At 67.4% G+C, this 17913-nt stretch carries 12 protein-coding genes; all 12 read right to left on the bottom strand.

Features of this window, described 5'->3' with window-relative positions:
- Positions 1-149 precede the first annotated feature (149 nt).
- Positions 150-3029 carry a molybdopterin-dependent oxidoreductase Mo/Fe-S-binding subunit gene (locus tag Q5923_RS07235; RefSeq protein WP_303133143.1) on the bottom strand — a complete coding sequence of 960 codons (2880 nt, stop codon included), beginning with the start codon at positions 3027-3029 and terminating at the stop codon, positions 150-152.
- Entirely contained in the window at positions 3026-3817 is a 792-nt protein-coding gene (locus Q5923_RS07230) for a xanthine dehydrogenase family protein subunit M (protein ID WP_072499794.1), read from the bottom strand. The genes Q5923_RS07235 and Q5923_RS07230 overlap by 4 nt, the downstream gene beginning before the upstream one ends.
- 351 nt (positions 3818-4168) lie before the next feature.
- Positions 4169-4552, bottom strand: a complete 384-nt coding sequence (locus tag Q5923_RS07225; protein ID WP_072499793.1) for a Rid family detoxifying hydrolase — start codon at positions 4550-4552, stop codon at positions 4169-4171.
- Positions 4553-4621: 69 nt separating this feature from the next.
- Complete coding sequence (gene hydA / locus Q5923_RS07220) at positions 4622-5974, bottom strand: dihydropyrimidinase (RefSeq protein ID WP_303133140.1); 1353 nt, start codon at positions 5972-5974, stop codon at positions 4622-4624.
- Between the two features lie 13 nt (positions 5975-5987).
- Positions 5988-7007 (bottom strand): NTP transferase domain-containing protein, encoded by a 1020-nt coding sequence (locus Q5923_RS07215; protein WP_303133138.1) that lies wholly within the window; start codon positions 7005-7007, stop codon positions 5988-5990.
- 109 nt (positions 7008-7116) lie between these two features.
- Positions 7117-8319, bottom strand: coding sequence for a knotted carbamoyltransferase YgeW (gene ygeW / locus Q5923_RS07210; protein ID WP_303133136.1), 1203 nt, complete (start codon positions 8317-8319; stop codon positions 7117-7119).
- A 91-nt stretch (positions 8320-8410) separates the two neighbouring features.
- Complete coding sequence (locus Q5923_RS07205) at positions 8411-9790, bottom strand: YgeY family selenium metabolism-linked hydrolase (RefSeq protein ID WP_009277977.1); 1380 nt, start codon at positions 9788-9790, stop codon at positions 8411-8413.
- 103 nt (positions 9791-9893) lie between these two features.
- Positions 9894-11108: a diaminopropionate ammonia-lyase gene (dpaL, locus tag Q5923_RS07200; protein WP_303133134.1), complete on the bottom strand. Its 1215-nt coding sequence runs from the start codon at positions 11106-11108 to the stop codon at positions 9894-9896.
- Positions 11109-11418: 310 nt separating this feature from the next.
- A complete protein-coding gene (locus tag Q5923_RS07195) occupies positions 11419-13143 on the bottom strand; it encodes an ABC transporter ATP-binding protein (protein ID WP_303133133.1) in 1725 nt (574 codons plus the stop codon).
- A complete protein-coding gene (locus Q5923_RS07190; RefSeq protein WP_303133131.1) occupies positions 13140-16427 on the bottom strand; it encodes an ATP-binding cassette domain-containing protein in 3288 nt (1095 codons plus the stop codon). Before Q5923_RS07190 ends, Q5923_RS07195 begins: the two co-directional genes overlap by 4 nt.
- Positions 16424-17152 carry an energy-coupling factor transporter transmembrane protein EcfT gene (locus Q5923_RS07185; protein WP_303133130.1) on the bottom strand — a complete coding sequence of 243 codons (729 nt, stop codon included), beginning with the start codon at positions 17150-17152 and terminating at the stop codon, positions 16424-16426. Before Q5923_RS07185 ends, Q5923_RS07190 begins: the two co-directional genes overlap by 4 nt.
- Positions 17136-17783 carry an MptD family putative ECF transporter S component gene (locus tag Q5923_RS07180; RefSeq protein WP_303133128.1) on the bottom strand — a complete coding sequence of 216 codons (648 nt, stop codon included), beginning with the start codon at positions 17781-17783 and terminating at the stop codon, positions 17136-17138. The genes Q5923_RS07185 and Q5923_RS07180 overlap by 17 nt, the downstream gene beginning before the upstream one ends.
- Positions 17784-17913 lie beyond the last annotated feature (130 nt).

Here is a 17913-nt window from a genome sequence, read left to right as displayed (position 1 = left end):
CCCCCCTAAAGACTTTTTGTATGACAACAAGACGAAAAGTCTAATGGCCAATCCCTCACAAAAGCTTCAAAAGTGAGAGATTGGCCATTGCGTGCCGCTTAGGTTAGAAAACGTACCGCTCACAACGTGAAGAGTATCTGGCGGGGACGTCAGATCCTTCCGAGCTCCCTCAGGACCTTCTCCGGCGTCATGGGCCAGCTGCGCATCCAGACGCCGCAGGCGTCGTGGATGGCGTTACCGATGGCAGGGGCCGCGCCGTTGCAGGCGATCTCGGAGATGGACTTCGCACCGAAGGGGCCGTCGGCGTCGTTGACATCCACCATGACCGCCTTGAAGTCGTCTGGCTGCTCGAAGATCATGGGCACGCCGTAGTCCGTGAGCGTGGTGCGCAGGGGACGGCCCTTCTCGTCGATGGTCATGTCCTCGTAGAGGGTGTGGCCGATGGACTTGAGCGCGGCGCCGTACATCTGGCACTGTGCGAGCTCGGGATTGATGGGCGTGCCGGCGTCCTGGAGCGCGTAGTACTTCTGCACCTTGACCTGGCCCGTACGGACGTTGACCGCCACCTGCGCGAAGTGGGCGCCATAGGGGATGGCGTTGGCCGTGGTGATGAAGCTGCCGTGCGCCACCACCTGGCCGCGGCCGTCGCCGGCGCAGCAGGCGTGTGAGAGGTCCCCGTAGCTCAGGGTCGCGTCGGTCCTGGTGGAGTGCACCTCTCCCGGATACCGAAGCTCCAGGTCCGCCTCGACCTCCCCCATCTGCAGGGCGGCCTCGGCAATGATGCCGCGGGCGAGCTTGCGGGCGGCGTCCACGGAGGCGTTGCCGCTGAAGAAGGTACCCGACGAGGCGTAGGAACCCGTGTCGAAGGCGGCGGAGTCGGTGTCGCCAGAGATGACGCTGACCAGCTCGAGGGGAAGGTGGAGTATCTCCGCCGCCACCTTGGTCGAGATGGTGTCAAGGCCGGTGCCGATGTCCGCCCCGCCGCTGTTCAGGATCACGGTGCCGTCGGTCTCGAGCTTGCAGATCGCCTCCGCGTGGTCCAGGCCGGGCAGGCCGCTGCCCTGCATGATCATCGCGAAGCCCTTGCCGATCTTCCAGTCGGGGTCGTCGGACTCCTCGCGCTTGCCCCACTCGATCATCTCGCAGCCGCGCCTGATGCACTCGTCCAGGCCGCAGGAGCCGACGGGAACCACGTTGCCCTCGCGGCCCTCGCCGAGGCCCTTCAGAATCTCGAGGCGGTAGCCCGTCTCGACGTGGTTCTTGACCGCCATGTCCTTGAAGTCGATGCCGAGCTTCTCGGCCAGCTGGGCCATGGCCATCATGATGCCGTAGCTGCCCTTGGGCGTGCCGTAGCCCTGGTAGGCACCGGGCTGGAGCTTGTTCGAGTAGTAGGTGATGAGGTCGTAGGCCATGTTGTCGACCTTGAAGAGCGGGAGCACCTTGGAGCAGGAGTTCATGGGAACCGTGAGGCAGTGGTTGCCGTAGGCGCCGGTGTTGGCGCGCACCTCCATGAAGATCGCCGTGATGCTGCCATCCTTCTTGGCGCCCATCTTCACGCGCACGCGCATGGGGTGGCGCGCGGAGGCGGCCACGAGCTCCTCGGCGCGGGTGTGGCGGTAGTAGACCGGACGATGCGTGGCGTAGGCCGCGTAGGCGCAGACGTCCTCGACGAGGATGTCCTGCTTGGAGCCATAGCCGCCGCCGACCCTGGTCTTGACCACGTGGATCTTGTTCTGGGGGAGCCCGCAGACCCACGAGACGATGCGGCGCACGTGGTAGGGAACCTGCGTGGAGGCATAGACCTGGAGGCGCCCGCCCTCCATCTTGGCGTAGCAGAGGTGCGGCTCGAGGGGGGCCTGCTGCACGTTGGTGGTGCGGTAGGTCTCGTCCACGATGGCGTCCGCCTCGGCGAAGCCACGCTCGACGTCGCCGATGCCGCCCTTGTTGGAGGCGGCGATGTTCCTGTGGATGTCGGCCCTCAGCGGGAAGGGATAGAAAACCTTGCCCTCGCGCTCGTCGCCGGCGTCCTTGTTGTACTCGTCCAGGTCCTCGGGGGCGCCGACGCCGTACTCCACGATGCCGTCGTGCACGCGCGGCGCACCCTCGGCCATGGCCTCCTCGACGGAGAAGACCGGGTCCAGGACCTGGTAGTCGACGCTGATGAGACCGCAGGCCTCCCGGGCGATCTCCTTCGTCTCGGCTATGACGGCGGCGACGCGGTCGCCCACGAAGCGCACCTTGTGGTTGAAGAGCCTGGTGTCGTGCGGGGAGGGCTCGGGGTTGCCCTGCCCGGCCTGCATGTAGGTGATGTCGGGACAGTTGAAGCAGGTGATGACCGCCACGACTCCCGGCAGCGCCTCGGCGGCGCTCGCATCGATGGAGTTGATGTAGGCGGAGGCGTAGGGCGAGCGGAGCATGACCAGGTGGCAGGCGTCGGGATCGACGAAGTCCTCCACGAAGGCGCGCTCGCCCCTCACGAGCTGGGGGCCGTCCACCTTGGAGCCGGGCTTGCCCACGTAGCTGAGCTCGGGACGGTAGTCGGGGGCGATCTTCGACTCGTAGCCGCCCTTGTCGCGGAGCTCGCAGGCGAGCTTGACCGCCAGGTAGTAGTTCTCGTAGCTTGCGTCACGGATGTAGATGCCGGACAGCGCGTCCTTCACCTGCTCGCGCGTGGGGTTGGGTTCGTTCTCGAGGAGCCAGGTCAGGAGGAGGGCGGTTGCGGGAGAGTTGTAGGCACTCTGCACCACGCCGGCGTCGATGAGGGCCTGCTGGACGTAGCTCAGCTTGCCCGGCTCGCCCAGGCCGGCGGGGGTGCGCACCTCTCGCCCGTCGACCTCGCCCGCGAGCATGAGGTTTGCGTACACGGGGGTGCCGTCCACGAGCACGGTGTCAGAGCCGCAGAAGCCCTCGCCGTCGTCGCTGTCTCGCACGCAGAGGTTTCCGTTCCTTACCAGCAGCTCGCGCAGGGACAGCGTCGGATCAAGCTCGAAGCCGCGCTCGCGCCCGTCTATCTTGCACTCGATCCTCATCGCGCATCATCCCTTCCGGCGTCCTCGAGCATGCGAGCGAGGGTGACGCCCGCGAGGTAGCGCTTGTATCTCTCGCTTCCGTACATGTCGCTGGGAATCGTCGCGTCCAGCCCGTAGGCGAGCTCGACCAGCTCGTCCTCGCCGGCACCGCGCGACGCGGCGTCAGAGAGCTCGGGCGAGACGAACGCGCCCACGCCCTTGACCGTGAGCGCCACCCGTGCCGCCCCATCGTGCAGGCAGAGCGAGACGACGAGGTAGGAGAGGCTCTCCATGGTGTTGGCGTAGCGCTTCGAGGTGACCCAGCCGGGGTCGGCGGGAACGATGACGCGGCGGACGAGCCTGTGCTCCGGCTGCGTCTGCGCCCACTCGGCGACGCTCAGCCTCCTCGTCGCGCCGGACTCGTTCATGAGCTCGATGCTCGCACCCACGGCGAGCAGCGTCGCGGCGAGATACGAGTCGTCGCGCCAGGCGGCGACGTTGCCTCCCACGGTGGCCATGTTGCGCTTGGTGCGCGAGCCCATGAAGAGCAGGGCCTCCTTGAGGTAGGCGGGGACCAGCTCGCTTTGCAGGGCCTCCTGGAAGCTCGTGGTAGCGCCGATCAGGACCTCTCCGTCCCCAGCCTCGACCCCCCTCAGCTCGGCGACGCGGCTGATGGATACCAGCCTCTGGTAGTGCAGGGGCGAGCCGAGCCTGTTGAGCTCGGTCCCTCCGGCGAGGTAGCCCGCCCCGGAAGCAGCCAGCTTGGCCGCCTCCTGCGCAGAGGCCGCAATGACAAGTCTCTCGTCCATGTGATGCTCCGATGAACAGGCGCGTGCGAACGTCGCGGCACGCGCTACCTCCCAGCAAACGTCGGTTCGGCACGGTCAGGGAGGACTATTCCATGCACCCTCATCGTGCGCCTAAAGCAAGGCAAAAGATAGTCGAAACCAGGCGAACGACCCAAAGAACTAGGCCTGTGACCTGCGGATACGTAATATTTTTAGAAACATAACGCCTGCCTGCGAAACCGGCGGCACGTACGTCGGTCGACGTCTGCCTGGCCACCGCGCTCGTCTCGTCCCTCGACACGAGGGAGCCCTGGGCGACTCTCCGCCCAGGGCTCCCAAGGCTGCCACACGAGGCGACTGCGCGCCTCTCCGCTAGACCCTGGCTACGGCCTTGATCTCGACCTTGGCGCCCTTGGGCAGGGCCACGACCTGGAAGGCGGCGCGCGCGGGATACGGAGCCTCGAAGAACTCGGCGTAGACCTCGTTCATGGGTCCGAACTCGGCGATGTCGGTGAGGAGAACCGTGGTCTCGACGACGTCGGCCATGCTGGCGCCGGCAGCCTCGAGGATGTTCTTGATGTTGGTCAGGCTCTGGCGGGTCTGGCTCTGGATGTCGTCTCCGGCGAACTCCCCGGTGGCGGGGTCGACGGGCAGCTGGCCCGAGACGTTGATCGAGACGCCCTCGGCCTGGATCGCGGCGGAGTAGGGTCCGACTGCTGCGGGAGCCTTGTCGGTGACGATGGCCTTCTTGTTCATGCTCTTTCCTTTCTTCTCTCGCCGGACGCACCCGAGCGGCCGGCGCTGGAGCCTGATTGTAGGGACGCGCTACCTGCTGACGTAGCTGCCGGGCTTCTCGCCCGTGGGCTCCCCGGCGCGCGCGACGAGGACGCCGTTGACGAAGACGTACTTTGCGCGTCCCTGGGCCTCGAAGCCTTCATAGGGCGTGTAGTCGACGTTCTGGTGCTGCGTCGCCGCCTGGATGGTCCAGCGGCAGCTGGGGTCCCAGACGCAGACGTCCGCGTCGGAGCCCTCGGCGAGCACGCCCTTGCGGGGATACATCCCAAAGACCCTGGCGGGGTTCTCGCTCATGAGGCGGCAGAAGTCCTGGGGGCCGAGGTCGTCGGCAAAGCTGGTCATGATCAGCGCGGGACGATGTTCCACGCCGGGACCGCCGTTGGGAATCCTGGTGAAGTCGCCGACGCCGCGGTCCTTCTGGCCCTTGAGGTTGAAGGCGCAGTGGTCGGTGGCGAGGGTGTCGATCTCTCCGTCGCAGACCGCCTGCCGCAGCACGGCCACGTCATGGGGCTTGCGCAGCGGGGGGCTCATGACGTACTTGGCGCCCTCGAAGCCAGGCTCGAGGTAGCGGGTGTCGTCGAGCAGGAGGTACTGGGGGCAGCTCTCGACGGCGACGTCGACGCCGCGCGCCTTCGCGTCGCGGATGGCCTCGAGTCCCAGCGCGGTGGAGAGGTGCACGATGTTGATGCGGGCGCCCGAGAGCTCCGCGAGGTAGCACAGGCGCGAGATGGCCTCCGCCTCGCAGACGTCCGGGCGGCTCATGGGATGCCCCTCGGGACCCGTGACGCCGCGGGCGAGCGTGCGGCGCTGGAGCTCGTTCACGAGGGTCCCGTTCTCGCAGTGGACGCAGAGGATGCCGTCGCGGTCCTTGATCGACTCCAGGACCTCGAGGGTCTGCGCGTCGTCCAGGCGCAGGTGGTCGTAGGCGAAGTAGGTCTTGAACGACACGATGCCCGCGTCGAACATGTCGTCGACCTCTGCCCTGGTGCGCTCGTTCCAGTCCGCCATGGCCATGTGGAAGGCGTAGTTGGAGGTGCAGGTGCCGTCCGCGCGGGAGTGCCACTCCTCGAGGGCCTCCGCCAGCGTCATCCCCTTGTCCTGGGTGGCGTAGTCCACGATGGTCGTGGTGCCACCGCAGGCGGCGGCGCGGGTGCCCGTCTCGAAGCTGTCCGCCGTCCAGTCCATGCCCGTCCAGCACTGCATGTGCGTGTGGGCGTCGATGAAGCCCGGGAAGACCCAGCAGCCGCTGGCGTCCACGACCTCGTCGGCGTCCGTGGCCTCGATGCTGGCAGCTATGCGCGCGACCTTGGCGCCGTCCAGCACCACGTCACCACGCACCAGACCGTCGGGCAGTACGAGCATGCCACCCTTGATCAGCTTCATGCGAACCATCTCCTTACTCGCTGCGGGCGCCCGCAGGCGTCCGCGCCAATCCGCAAACGAAGGCGCTACTCCCCCTGACCAGGCGCTCGAGACGGGCGAGCTCGTCGGGCGTGTCCACGTCCTCGAGCTCCTCCGGGCGCTCGGCCTCCACCAGGCGGATCCGTCGGGCCAGCTCGGGATCCTTCTTCAGGAGCCCCGTCCCGCCCACGTCGCCCTCGAGGCCCCTCAGTCCCTCGAAGCAGGATGCCGGGAAGAGGACGGGGCCGCCGGCCTTGCCCTGCCAGGCCAGGCGCACGACGCGCGTGGGGTCCTCGCGGAAGGCCCTCACCAGGGAGCGGACGCTCCTCTCGCCCAGGAGGGGCTGGTCGCCCGTGACGAACATGCAGCCGTCCCAGCCGGCGTCGAGCGAGAGTCCCATGCGGACCGTGTCGCTCTGGAGCGGCAGCTCGTGCCTGATCGAGCGCACGCCGAGGCGGTCGCAGAGGTCCTGGACCTCCCGCCAGCGCGTGACGACCACGGGGTCGACCAGGTCGAGGGGCAGCGAGCGCAGCGTGCGCTCGAGGACGGGGGTGCCCGCCAGCGGGGCGACGAGCTTGTTCGAGCCGAAGCGGCTGGCCAGGCCCGAGGCCATGACCACGACGCCTATGCGGCCGCGGGAGGCGTCGTCCGAAACGTCCTTCGCGGCAGCACCTGCCCCGAAGCCGTCGAAGCACTCGTCAAAGGAGCGCGTGCCGAAGCCGCGGCAGGCGGCGCTCCAGCGCTCGTAGCGCTCTAGCAGGTCGAGCGCCTCGGGGGTCAGACGAGAGCCGCCGCCTCCGGAGCCACCGATCGTGCGGCTCGTGAGCTTGACCCCCATCGACCTTTCCGCCACCTTGAGCATGCGGATCGCCTTGGTGTAGGCCATGCCCATGGATATGGCAGCGGAACGCAGGCTCCCCGTGGTCTGGACGGCCTGCAGCAGCCTGCAGGGCCCCGGGCCGAAGCACCGCGTTCCGTTGTCATCCAGGACGAACATGGCCTGTGAGGGTCTCATAGCCGCTCCTCCCGAGCTTGGGGGCGGGGCGACGGCACCGCAGCGCGGACCGTCGCCCCAAACCGTCGGGACCGCGACCCGGCTGGCCGCGGTCCCCGTTATGCGGATTCTACGCCTCGTACCAGCGGGCCTCGCCGCGCTCCTCGAGCGCCCTCAGCGTGGCGACGGGATCCTTGGCCTTCTGGAGGAAGATCATGGACGCCACGGCGTAGGGCTTGTAGCTGGCCTCCTTGTACAGGCCGTCGCGGTGGTAGTCGAAGACCTCGTTGGCGACCTCGCCGTGCTCGCAGGACACGCCGTTGATGTCGGCCGGCAGCGGGTGCATGTAGATGGTGTCCTTGCCGTTGGCCGTCTTCTCCATGAGCTCGGGCGTGCAGCACCAGTCCATGTGGGTGGCGTTCTGGGCGAGGAGCTCCTGCTCGAGCTTGTCGATGCCCGCGGAGTCGCCTGCGGCGTAGAGCTTGGTGCGCTCCTCCATGGCGGCGTAGGGAGCCCAACTCTTGGGGATGACGATGTCGGCGCCCTCGAAGGCCTCGGCCATGCTGTTGGTCTTCCTGAAGCTGCAGCCGCTCTCCTTGGCGTACTTGCCGGCCTGCTCGACCAGGTCGGGCATGAGGTCGTAGCCCTCGGGGTGGGCCAGGGTGACATCCATGCCGAAGCGGGTCAGCAGCATGATGAGGGACTGGGGGCAGCTGAGGGGCTTGCCGTAGGAGGGCGAGTAGGCCCAGGTGACGGCGACCTTCTTGCCACGGAGCTTGTCGAGGCCGCCGAACTCGTTGATGAGGTACAGCATGTCGGCGGAGGACTGCGTGGGGTGGTCGGAGTCGGACTGCAGCGAGACCAGGGTCGGACGGTGGTCCAGGATGCCGTCACGCCAGGACTGCTCGACGGACTCGGAGACCTCCTTCATGTAGGCGTCGCCCTCGCCGATGAACTTGTCGTCGCGGATGCCGATGACATCGGCCATGAAGCTGATCATCGTGGCGGTCTCGCGCACCGTCTCGCCGTGCGCCACCTGCGACTTGCTCTCGTCCAGGTCCTGCTGCTGGAGGCCGAGCAGGTTGGTGCCGGAGGCGAAGGAGAAGCGGGTGCGGGTGGAGTTGTCGCGGAAGTTCGAGACGGCCAGACCGGACTCGAAGATGCGGGTCGAGATGTTGCGCTCGCGGAGGTTGCGCAGGGCATCGGCCACGATGTACATGGCCTTCAGCTCGTCGGTGGTCTTGTCCCAGGTGTGCAGGAAGTCGTTGTTGTACATCTTGGAGTAGTCGAGCTTGCCGAGCTCCTCCAGGTAGGCGTTGAACTTGCTGTCCATCGGTGCCCCTTCCTTGTCAGGCGTTTCCTTGCTGCGTGCAAGGCGTCCGCCACCTCTCTCGGGGAATGACGGACGCCGGCTTGCGCGTGTGCTACTTGATGTCGTTGTTGGTGAGGCCGGCGCGGAACTCGGTCACGTCACCGGTGGCGGCGGAGCCGTCGTAGAGGTTCAGCGCGGCGGTGTAGAGGGCGGCGCAGGTCACGAGGTCCTGCTTGTAGGTGATCTCGTTGGGGGCGTGGGCCTGGGACTCGGCGCCAGGGCCGAAGCCGACGCAGGGGATGCCGTAGCGGCCCTGGATGGAGACGCAGTTAGTCGAGAAGGTCCACTTGTCGACCAGGGGACGGTGACGCTTGTCCATCGAGGGCTCGCAGCCGATGCGCTCGTCGCCGAAGAGGGCCTTGTGGGCGTCGACGAGGGCCTTGACGTGGGGAGCGGACTCCTTGTTGATCCAAGTCGGGAAGTAGCACTCGGTCTCGTAGACCTCGCCGGTCCAGGAGGGACGGTCGTACATGTACATGGAGACCTTGACGTCGTCGCCGTACTTCTTGACGGCGGGCAGGTTGCGGACCTCGTCGAGGCAGGACTCCCAGGTCTCGCCCGCGGTCATGCGACGGTCGATGGAGATGGCGCAGGAGTCAGCGACAGCGCAGCGGCTGGGGCTGGTGAAGAAGATCTGCGACACGGTGCAGGTGCCGCGGCCCAGGAAGCGGGCGTCCTCGAAGTGGTCGGGGTTGTACTTGGGGTCGAGCATCTTGACGAGGCCCTTGATGGCGGTGGACTCGTCGGCGCCGTTGTTGTTGAGGGAGCGGACGTCGGCGATGATGTCGGCCATCTTGTAGATGGCGTTGTCGCCGCGGTCGGGGGCGGAGCCGTGGCAGGAGACGCCGTGGACGTCGACCCTGATCTCCATGCGGCCGCGGTGCCCGCGGTAGATGCCGCCGTCGGTGGGCTCGGTGGAGATGACGAACTCGGGCTTGATGCCGTCCTTGTTGTAGATGTACTGCCAGCACATGCCGTCGCAGTCCTCTTCCTGGACGGTGCCGACGACCATGATCTTGTAGCCCTCGGGGATGAGGTCCATGTCCTTCATCATCTTGGCGGCATAGACGGCGGAGCAGACGCCACCCTCCTGGTCGGAACCACCGCGGCCGTAGATGAGGTCCTCGGTCTCGTAGCCCTCGTAGGGGTCGGCCTCCCAGTTGTCGCGGTTGCCGATGCCCACGGTGTCGATGTGGCCGTCCATGCAGAGGATCTTGTCGCCCTCGCCCATGAAGCCCATGACGTTGCCAAGGCCGTCGACCCTGACCTCGTCGAAGCCCAGGCGCTCCATCTCCTCCTTGATGCAGGCCACGACCTCCTTCTCCTCGCAGCTCTCGCTGGGATGAGAGATCATCGCGCGCAGGAAGCGGGTCATGTCCTCCCTATGGGACTCCGCGACTTCCTTGATCTTGTCGTAGTCGAGCTCCTTCATTCCTTACCTCCCAAGTCAAAGCCTTCAGTGCCGATATCCGTCGCGAGCCGCCTCTTCTTGGCCCCCTCCCCTGGCCCGCAGGGAGGAGAGGACCCTCGGAACCCTACTCGGTGGCGTACGCGCCGCCCCAGACGACCTCGCGGTAGCGGACGGGGTCGGTGTCGCCCTCGGTCGAGAAGAGCAGGACCTTGGAGTCGCGCCCGAGCTCCAGGACGTCGCGCAGCTCGGCGTAGTCGGGGTCGCTCATGATGGTCGAGATGACGCCCATGCCCACGGCCCCGGACTCGCCGGAGGTGACGGAGGGGTCTCCCTTCGTGGGGGCGGCAAGCATGCGCATGCCCTTCGCCGCGACCCAGTCGGGGCAGGAGAGGAAGGCGTCCGCGTGGTTGCGCAGGATGTCCCAGCCGATGGTGTTGGGCTCGCCGCAGGCGAGGCCGGCCATGATGGTCTGGAGGTCGCCGCCCACGATGCGGGGGTCACCGTCGCCGGCGAGGGCGCCCTGGTACAGGCAGTCTGCCGCACCGGCCTCCATGATCACGAACTTGGGCGGGCAGCTAGGGAAGAGGTTGGCGAAGTAGCCCACCATGGCGCTGGCGAGGGAGCCGACGCCGGCCTGGACGAAGACGTGGGTGGGACGGTTGACCTCGAGCTGACGGAGCTGCTCGGCAGCCTCGGCGGCCATGGTGCCATAGCCCTGCATGATCCAGGACGGGATCTTCTCGTAGCCCTCCCAGGCGGTGTCCTGCACGATGACGCCATGCTCGGTCTCGGCCGCCTCCTTGGCGGCCAGGCGCACGCAGTCGTCGTAGTTGAGCTCCTCGATGGTGACCTTGGCGCCCTCCTTGGCGATGTTGTCGAAGCGCGTCTTGGTCGAGCCCTTGGGCATGTGCACGACGGACCTCTGGCCGAGCTTGTTGGCAGCCCAGGCGACGCCGCGGCCGTGATTGCCATCGGTGGCGGTGAAGAAGGTGGCCTGGCCGAAGTCCTTCTGGAGCTGGTCGGAGGTGAGGTAGTCGAAGGTCATCTCGGAGACGTCGCGCCCGGTCTCGTCGGCGATGTAGCGGGCCATCGCGAAGGAGCCGCCCAGGACCTTGAACGCGTTGAGGCCGAAGCGGTAGCTCTCGTCCTTGACGAAGAGGCCGCCCAGGCCAAGGCGCTCGGCCATGCCCGCAAGGTTGGCAAGGGGGGTCACCGAGTACTGGGGGAAGCTCCCGTGGAAGGCGCGGGCCTTGGCGACGTTGTCGAGCGACATGACCGACAGGTTCACGTCCTCGCTCTTGGGCATCCCGTTGGCAACCCACTTGATCTTTGGCTCCATGCTGCGTCCCCTCCTGGACTTCCGTGACCCCGACACTTACATACTGTGCGCTTACCAAACTTTTTGTTTGGTACCAATAAATATAGGCCCTTTTCCGCGCTTGGCAAGGGGCTTCGCAAGGAGTACGTCGCAGGCGGCAGGCCGTTCGACGAACGGCCCCTCTGGGGCTTTGAACGTCGTTGTTCTCTTTGTCATATAACGCTTCCCAAGAGCAGCGCATGAGACGGGCCCGCCGGACATGCCTCGCGCGCCTGGCGGGCCCCTCGTGTTCCCGTCTCCCTTCCATGGGGCGGCAGGGTGACCCCGCCTCCTACCTCACGCGCCAGCCCTGGGCGCGTCGGCGGTCTTCCCAGAAGCTGCGGTAGCGACCTTCCTGGGAGAGGAGCTCCCCATGCGTCCCCAGCTGGGTGACGCGGCCGTCTTCCAGCATGGCTATCTGGTCCGCCCCGGCTATGGTCGAGAGCCGGTGGGCGATCGCGATGACCGTCCTGTCGCGCGCGAGCTCGTGCATCGCCTCGACGATGGCCGCCTCGTTCTCGGCGTCGAGTGCCGCCGTCGCCTCGTCGAAGAGGACTATGGGCGCATCCTTCAGGAGGGCCCTGGCTATGGAGACGCGCTGTCGCTCGCCGCCGGAGAGCCTTCCGCCCCCCTCGCCCACGCGCGTCTCCCAGCCGTCCTCGAGGCGCTCGGCGACCTGGTCGAGGCGGGCGACGCGCACGGCATGGCGCACCTGCTCGTCCGTGGCGTCGGGCTGTCCGAAGCGCACGTTCTCCTCGATGGTCCCGTCGAAGAGGTACACGTCCTGGAAGACGAGGGAGACCATCCCCAGGAGCTCCTCCACCGCCATGTCGCGCACGTCCACGCCGCCGATCCGCACGGCGCCCCCGTCCACGTCCCAGAAGCGCGCGATGAGGCGCGTGAGGGTGGTCTTGCCCGATCCCGAGGGCCCCACGAGCGCAGTCAGGCGTCCCTCGGGACAGACCAGCGACACGTCGTCTATGACGGGGCGGGCCTTGTCGTACGAGAAGCTCACGTGGTCGAACTCTATGCCAGCCCCCTTGGGGTGCTGCGGGGCGTCCGCCTCGGGCAGGGGCTCCGCCGCGAGGATCCTCTCGGAGGTGTCGATGGCGTTCTGGCAGACGCTCATGGACATGCTCTGGCTTCCCGCCTTCAGGAGGGCGTCCACGGAGCGCAGGGCGAGCACGACGACGAAGAGGTATTCGACGGCACCCAGCTGCCCCAGGGCCAGCAGGGCCGTTGCGCAGAGGAGGGTGAGGCCGAAGACCAGGTAAACGAGCAGGGTGTAGACGGTGATGGGCCTCTGCGTCATGTCGAGGGTGCGCACCGTGCTCGCGTGGTCGCGCTGGATGTCGTCCTCCAGCGCCTTCCACCCGCCCCGGGCCACGCCCGTCGCGCGCAGGACGGGCTGGGCGCGCACGAACTCGAGCACGCGACCGGAGAGCCGTGCGTTCGAGCGCTCCTCGGCCTCGTGGCCCATGCCGGCGGCCTCGCCCATCCTGCGCGACCAGACCCAGAGCGCAGGCGAGAGCGCCACGAACGCAAGGCAGACGCGCCAGTCCACGAGGAGGTAGATCACGGCGATGCAGGCGGGGACCGTCACGGCGATCACCTGCTGCTTCAGGAAGATGCCCGGGAGGTTCATGAGCATCTGCAGGTCACGCTCCAGCAGGGCGGCGAGCTCGCCCGCCCTGCCCGCCGTGAACCATCCCAGGGGCAGCCTCACGATGTGGTCGCCCAAGCGCTCCTGGATGCTGCGCACGATCACCACGTCGCCGATCATGTAGCCGTGGGTCTCGGACAGGTAGTTCGCGAGCGCGCAGACCACGCCGAGCGCCACCAGGGCGAGCGACCAGCGCAGGGCGACGTCGCCGTCCGCGTCGAAGAGCGCCCGCAGGAGCGGGAGGAGCATCGCGTAGACGCCACCCTCCAGGATCCCGCAGAGGACGAAGTAGACGGCCTGCGTCTTGATGCCGGTCCTGCGACCGGCGAGCCTGTCGACTCGGTCGGTGATCATCGGGTCTCCTCCGTGTCGTCGCCTGCGAAGAGGCTCACCTGCTGCGTCTCCCAGAGCTCGGCATAGCGCCCGCCGGCCTCAAGCAGCTCCCGGTGCGTCCCCTCCTCGATGACGCGCCCGTCCCCCAGGACGAGCGTCCTGTCTGCGCCCGCCACGGTGTTCAGGCGATGCGCGATCACGATGGTCGTCCGCCCGGCGGACAGGCGGCTCAGCGCGGCCTGGATGGCCGTCTCGTTCTCGGGGTCAGCGTGCGCCGTGGCCTCGTCCAACACCAGCACCGGGGCGTCCTGCAGGATGGCGCGGGCGATGGCCACGCGCTGCGCCTCGCCGCCCGAGAGCTCGCAGTCCGCAGAGCCGAAGACCGAGTCGTACCCCTCGGGGAACTCCATGATCCTCTCGTGGACCTGCGCCGCCTTCGCAGCCTCCACGACCTCCTCGTCCGTCGCGTCGGGTCGGGCGAGCCGGATGTTGTCACGCAGGCTGATCGAGAGCAGCATGCTCTCCTGGAAGACGATCGCCACCTTGGAGAGGAGCGTCTGGGAGGAGAGCTCGCGCAGGTCGACGCCACCCAGGCTCACGTCGCCCGACGTGGGATCCCAGAAGCGCGGGACGAGACGCGCGAAGGTGGTCTTGCCACTGCCGGAGTCCCCCACCAGCGCGCAGACGCTGCCCGGCTCGATGCACGCGCTCACGCGGTCGAGCGCGAGGGGGGCGTCGGGTGCGTACCTGAAGCAGACCTCGTCGAAGCGCAGGCCGATCGGGTCCAAGGGAAGCTCGCGGGGCTCGGCAGCCTCGGCAAGCCGCTCCGCCGAGAGGACCGCGTCCAGGTGCTCGAGGTGCTGCTCTGCCGTTCGCAGGAAGCCCATGCCTGACGTCACGGTCAGCATGCCAATCGGAATGGATGGGCCGAGCACCAGGAAGGGCACGCAACCGGAGAAGTCGAGCCAGCCCCAGCCAATGAAGAGGCTGCTCGCGAGGCCCAGGAAGGTGAGCATCATGCCCGGCGAGATGAAGCCGCCCAACAGGCTGAAGGGCCCCGCCGTGAGCTTTGTCCACTCGAAGGTGACGTCGCACAGGCGCTCCACGGCGTCGCGATAGCGCGAGCCCACCCGCCTTGCGCTTCCGAAGGTCTTCACGACCTCGATGCCCTCGGCGATCTCGACCACGGCGGAGGAGAGCTCCACGTTCGCCTCGCCGTACCGCACGGAGAGCGTCTCGAAGTCGCGCATCATGAATGCCATCGACACCATGACGAAGAAGGCGACGTAAGCCAGGAGGACGAGGGCCATCCGCCAGTCCGCGACGAAGAGGACCACGAGCGGGACCAGGGGCGAGAGCAGCGCGCGGACCACCTCGGTCGGGGCGTGGCCGATAGTCTGGTGCAGGCCCAGCACGTCATCCGAGACCGCCTGCTTGACCTCACTGGAGCTGCGTTCGCCAAACCACCCTAGAGGCAAGCTGGAGAAGTGGTCGAGCAGGATGTGGCGCGCGTTCACGCGAAATCCCGCGTCCGCCCTGTGGCATACGCCCGTCCCGCCACCAAAGAGGATGCGGTCCAGCGTGGCGCAGACGATGGCGGCGGCGACCATGAGGGCGAGCGTGGAGGGGTCGGGAAGCCTGCCCCGCAGCGCCGCCTGGGCGATGGCGATCGCGACGAGGTACGGGACGACCCCCGCCACGACCGAGAGCGCCGACATGACCATTCCGATGACGATGGTGCGGTGGACCGGCTTGGTCAGTCGCAGGTAGAGCGCCCACAGTCGCGCGTTCTTCTGCCTCCTCCCCGCCCTCTCCTTCCCGGGGGCCGGCTCGCCGCGCCCCCTGGTCTCCATGCCCTCCGTCCCTCGCTCGTGCATGGTGGCTCCTTCCATCGGTCGTAGCTGGTAGGCATGGGTGCAGCAGCTCTGCATGAACTCGTTGTCGTGCGTGACCACCACGACGCAGCGCCCCTCGTCACAGGCGAGCTGGAGCGCGCGGGAGACCTCCCGCATGCTGATGGCGTCGAGCCCGCTCGTCGGCTCGTCCAGCACGAGCACGGGCCTCTCGCTCATGAGTCCGCAGGCTATGGAGAGGCGCTGCCTCTGCCCGCCCGAGAGCGTCATAGGATGCCGCTCGCGCAGCTCCCAGAGGCCCAGCTCGCGCAAGAGGCGCCGAGCGCGCTCCCTGTGCGGCTCGTCATGCGCGACCAGGAGCATGACCTCCTCCTGGACGCTCGGCGTGAAGAACTCGGCCTTGACGTCGTTGGGGCTGTACCACACCAGCCGACGCAGCTCTCGGCGCCCGCGGGGACGCCCACCCACCAGCACCGACCCGTAACTCGGCCTCGCGAGCCCGGCCAAAACGCGGGCGAGGCTGGTCTTCCCGGCCCCGTTCGCGCCTGTCACGGCCAGTATCTTCCCAGCGGACGCCACGAGAGAGACGTTGCGAAAGACCTGCCTGCTGCCGAAGGAGACGCCCAGGTCGCGCAGCTCGAGGACGGCACCTCGTCCCGGACTCGCACTTGGAGCCGGAAGCTGTGGCCTCATGGTCTTCCGGACGTCCCTGAGCCCCCAGGAGAGGCGCGTCTCGTCGGGAAGGGCCAACATCTCCTCCCTCGTGACCTCTCGCTCGACCCTACCCCCACGCACCAGCAGGAAGCAGTCCGCGACGTCCATGAGGTAGGCCAGGCGGTGCTCGGCGACCAGGATTGCCATGCCCCGTCCCTTCAGCTGCCGCAGGGTGCGCCCCAGGGAGTCCGCCGCCGCCACGTCCAGGTTGGACGAGGGCTCGTCCATGGCCATGAGCGCCGGGCGCGGGCCCAGGGCGGAGGCTATCGCCACCTTCTGCTTCTGCCCGCTGGAAAGGCTGTCGTTGGGTATCCCCCGCAGGGGGCCCAGCGACAGCTCGTCGATCGCCCCGTCCGTGAGCTCGACCACGCGGTCGTGGTCGTAACCCAGGTTTTCGCAGGTGAAGGCTATCTCGCCCGCAAGCTGGCTCGAGAAGAACTGGGTCGAGGGGTCCTGGAACACGCTGCCCACGAGCTCTGCGCGCTCCCATTGGGCGAGTCCCTTGGCAGGATGACCCGCCAACACGACCTCTCCCCTGCCATCACCGGGGTAGTACCCTCCCGCCAGACCGTTCACGAGCCGGATGATGGTGGTCTTGCCACCGCCCGAGGGACCACAGAGCACCACGCACTCGCCAGCGGCCACGCAGAGACTCACGTCGTCGACGGTCCGGGACGCCCCCTTGTACGCGAACGAGACGTCCCTCAGGGAGAGGACCTCCCGCCTTGGCCCTCTCACGACATCACCCCGTTCGCGACGATCGCCCCCGCGCAGGCCATGAGGGCGAGGCACACGCAGGCGAGGTCCAGCGCCCCAGCCGGGTGCTGGTAGTAGCTGCTGCGCGCCATGGGAGCCTCCGCCGCACGCGTCACGGCGGAGGACGAGAGCTGGTCCGCGCTGTCCACGAGCGACATCAGGGCAGGAACCATCACGTACTCGTAGCTGTCCAGTGGGTTTGACAGCAGCTGGCGCCATGCCGTGAGGCCACGCTTCCTCAGGGCGTCCCTCAGGAGGCGCCAGCTGACGGCAAAGGTCGGAAAGAAGCGCAGGAACACCAGGACCCCCAGGATGACCTTCCTGGGGCAGCGCGCCCGCGCGAGGGCAGCGCTGATCATGCCCGGAGGCGTCATGAAGAGCACGCAGGCGGCCGCCGTCACGGGGAAGAGGTGCCACATCTGGAAGACGTGTATGGGAGAGATGACGATGGGGGCGACGCCCCAGTAGGTGTACGCGACGTACAACGGCCCGAGCACCGCGAGGAAGGCCAGCATGCCCAGGGCAACGCGCCGCTCCCTGGCAGCCAGCAGGTAGGCGATCGACGACAGGCTGAGCGCGAGCATGGGATACGACCCCAGGTTCGTCGAACAAGCCAGCATGGCCAGGAGAAGCACGGCCGCCTTCGTGGCGACCGTGAGCCCCGCTCCCCTGGCGTCCCCCTCGCCCACCCTACAGGGCACCGGCACGCTCGAAGTGCCTCTTCATGAGTGCCCTTCCGACGAGGCAGCCCAGGAAGCCCACGGCCATGGTGGCGAGCATGATGGCGACGACCCACGCGGGGTTGCCGTAGTACTTGAAGAAGGTGTCGGCATAGGACTGGTCCAGGCCACGCTCCAGCATGGTCTGCGACACGTACGCCTCCATGTTGCCCAGGTAGGGAATCAGCGTGGAGAGCAGGTACAGGCCGCTGAACGCGGTCCATGACGCGGTGGCCCACCAGGGGTTCTGACGCTGCCGCGGCGTCCGCAGGCAGACGAGGTCGAGGAGCAGCCCGCCCAAGACATAGAAGGGCAGCATGAAGAGCATGTTGCCCGTGGTACAGAAGAGCAGCGCCGCGATGGCGGGGAAGACGGTGGTCACGCCGAGTCGGTTGACGCGACGCACCATGAGCATGTACACGGGCGCCGCGAGGAACACGGCCGCCCCGCCCGAGGCGACCATCGCGAAGTCGTAGGAGAACATGGTGAGCATCGACCCCACGAACATGATGACCACCGTGAGCGCGCTCAGCAGGGCCACGGTCACGACCTCGCGGACCCCCCACCCACGATTGGGCTCGGTGGCCTTCCCCTTCTCGTCTTCCTTCTCACCTGACATTCGAACGCTCCCTAAAAGTTAGTTACTGTTAACTTATGAATCGTAGCATAGGTTGGATGAGAGTTGCCTGAGCCGATCCGAGCCTCCCGTGCCCACACGAGACGCACGCCTCGCGAGCAAGGGAACGGGA

This window comes from uncultured Olsenella sp. (assembly GCF_959602185.1).
GTDB lineage: Bacteria > Actinomycetota > Coriobacteriia > Coriobacteriales > Atopobiaceae > Olsenella_I > Olsenella_I phocaeensis.
This window is presented reverse-complemented; position numbering and strand designations above follow the sequence as displayed.

Excerpts from the sequence above, each read along its gene's own strand:
- Q5923_RS07235 (WP_303133143.1), bottom strand. The coding sequence starts at position 3,029 with ATGAGGATCGAGTGCAAGATAGACGGGCGCGAGCGCGGCTTCGAGCTT.
- Q5923_RS07230 (WP_072499794.1), bottom strand. The coding sequence starts at position 3,817 with ATGGACGAGAGACTTGTCATTGCGGCCTCTGCGCAGGAGGCGGCCAAG.
- Q5923_RS07225 (WP_072499793.1), bottom strand. The coding sequence starts at position 4,552 with ATGAACAAGAAGGCCATCGTCACCGACAAGGCTCCCGCAGCAGTCGGA.
- hydA (WP_303133140.1), bottom strand. The coding sequence starts at position 5,974 with ATGAAGCTGATCAAGGGTGGCATGCTCGTACTGCCCGACGGTCTGGTG.
- Q5923_RS07215 (WP_303133138.1), bottom strand. The coding sequence starts at position 7,007 with ATGAGACCCTCACAGGCCATGTTCGTCCTGGATGACAACGGAACGCGG.
- ygeW (WP_303133136.1), bottom strand. The coding sequence starts at position 8,319 with ATGGACAGCAAGTTCAACGCCTACCTGGAGGAGCTCGGCAAGCTCGAC.
- Q5923_RS07205 (WP_009277977.1), bottom strand. The coding sequence starts at position 9,790 with ATGAAGGAGCTCGACTACGACAAGATCAAGGAAGTCGCGGAGTCCCAT.
- dpaL (WP_303133134.1), bottom strand. The coding sequence starts at position 11,108 with ATGGAGCCAAAGATCAAGTGGGTTGCCAACGGGATGCCCAAGAGCGAG.
- Q5923_RS07195 (WP_303133133.1), bottom strand. The coding sequence starts at position 13,143 with ATGATCACCGACCGAGTCGACAGGCTCGCCGGTCGCAGGACCGGCATC.
- Q5923_RS07180 (WP_303133128.1), bottom strand. The coding sequence starts at position 17,783 with ATGTCAGGTGAGAAGGAAGACGAGAAGGGGAAGGCCACCGAGCCCAAT.